The following is a 320-nucleotide window of genomic DNA, read 5'->3' on the forward strand; positions in this document are numbered from 1 at the left end:
GTATTACTGTCTTCAATATTTCTATTTTATACGGGTGTTGCCTTTGCCTACTTTATTGTACTCAAAAGCGTATTGAAGTTTTTTATCCTATTTGCGCCACAAAATGTCATACCTATGACCGATATTGATAGTTATTTGAGCTTCGCTCTCAAGTTATTTATGGTATTTGGCCTCACCTTTGAGATTCCAGTAGTTACTTTATTATTGATATTAGTTGGGATCGTTTCTACTCAGAGTCTTGAGGATAAGCGTCGTTATATCATAGTCGGTTGTTTTGGGGTTGCAGCAGTAGTGACACCGCCCGACGGGGTATCTATGCT

1 protein-coding gene is annotated in these 320 nt (G+C 38.4%); it reads left to right on the top strand.

From position 1 onward, the window contains the following. Window positions 1-54: 54 nt before the first annotated feature. Window positions 55-320: twin-arginine translocase subunit TatC (locus tag AAEZ06_RS26965; RefSeq protein WP_350617126.1), on the top strand; the 266-nt coding region annotated here is incomplete at its 3' end.

It is taken from the genome of Pseudomonas sp. HY7a-MNA-CIBAN-0227, from assembly GCF_040310325.1.
Classification (GTDB): domain Bacteria; phylum Pseudomonadota; class Gammaproteobacteria; order Pseudomonadales; family Pseudomonadaceae; genus Aquipseudomonas.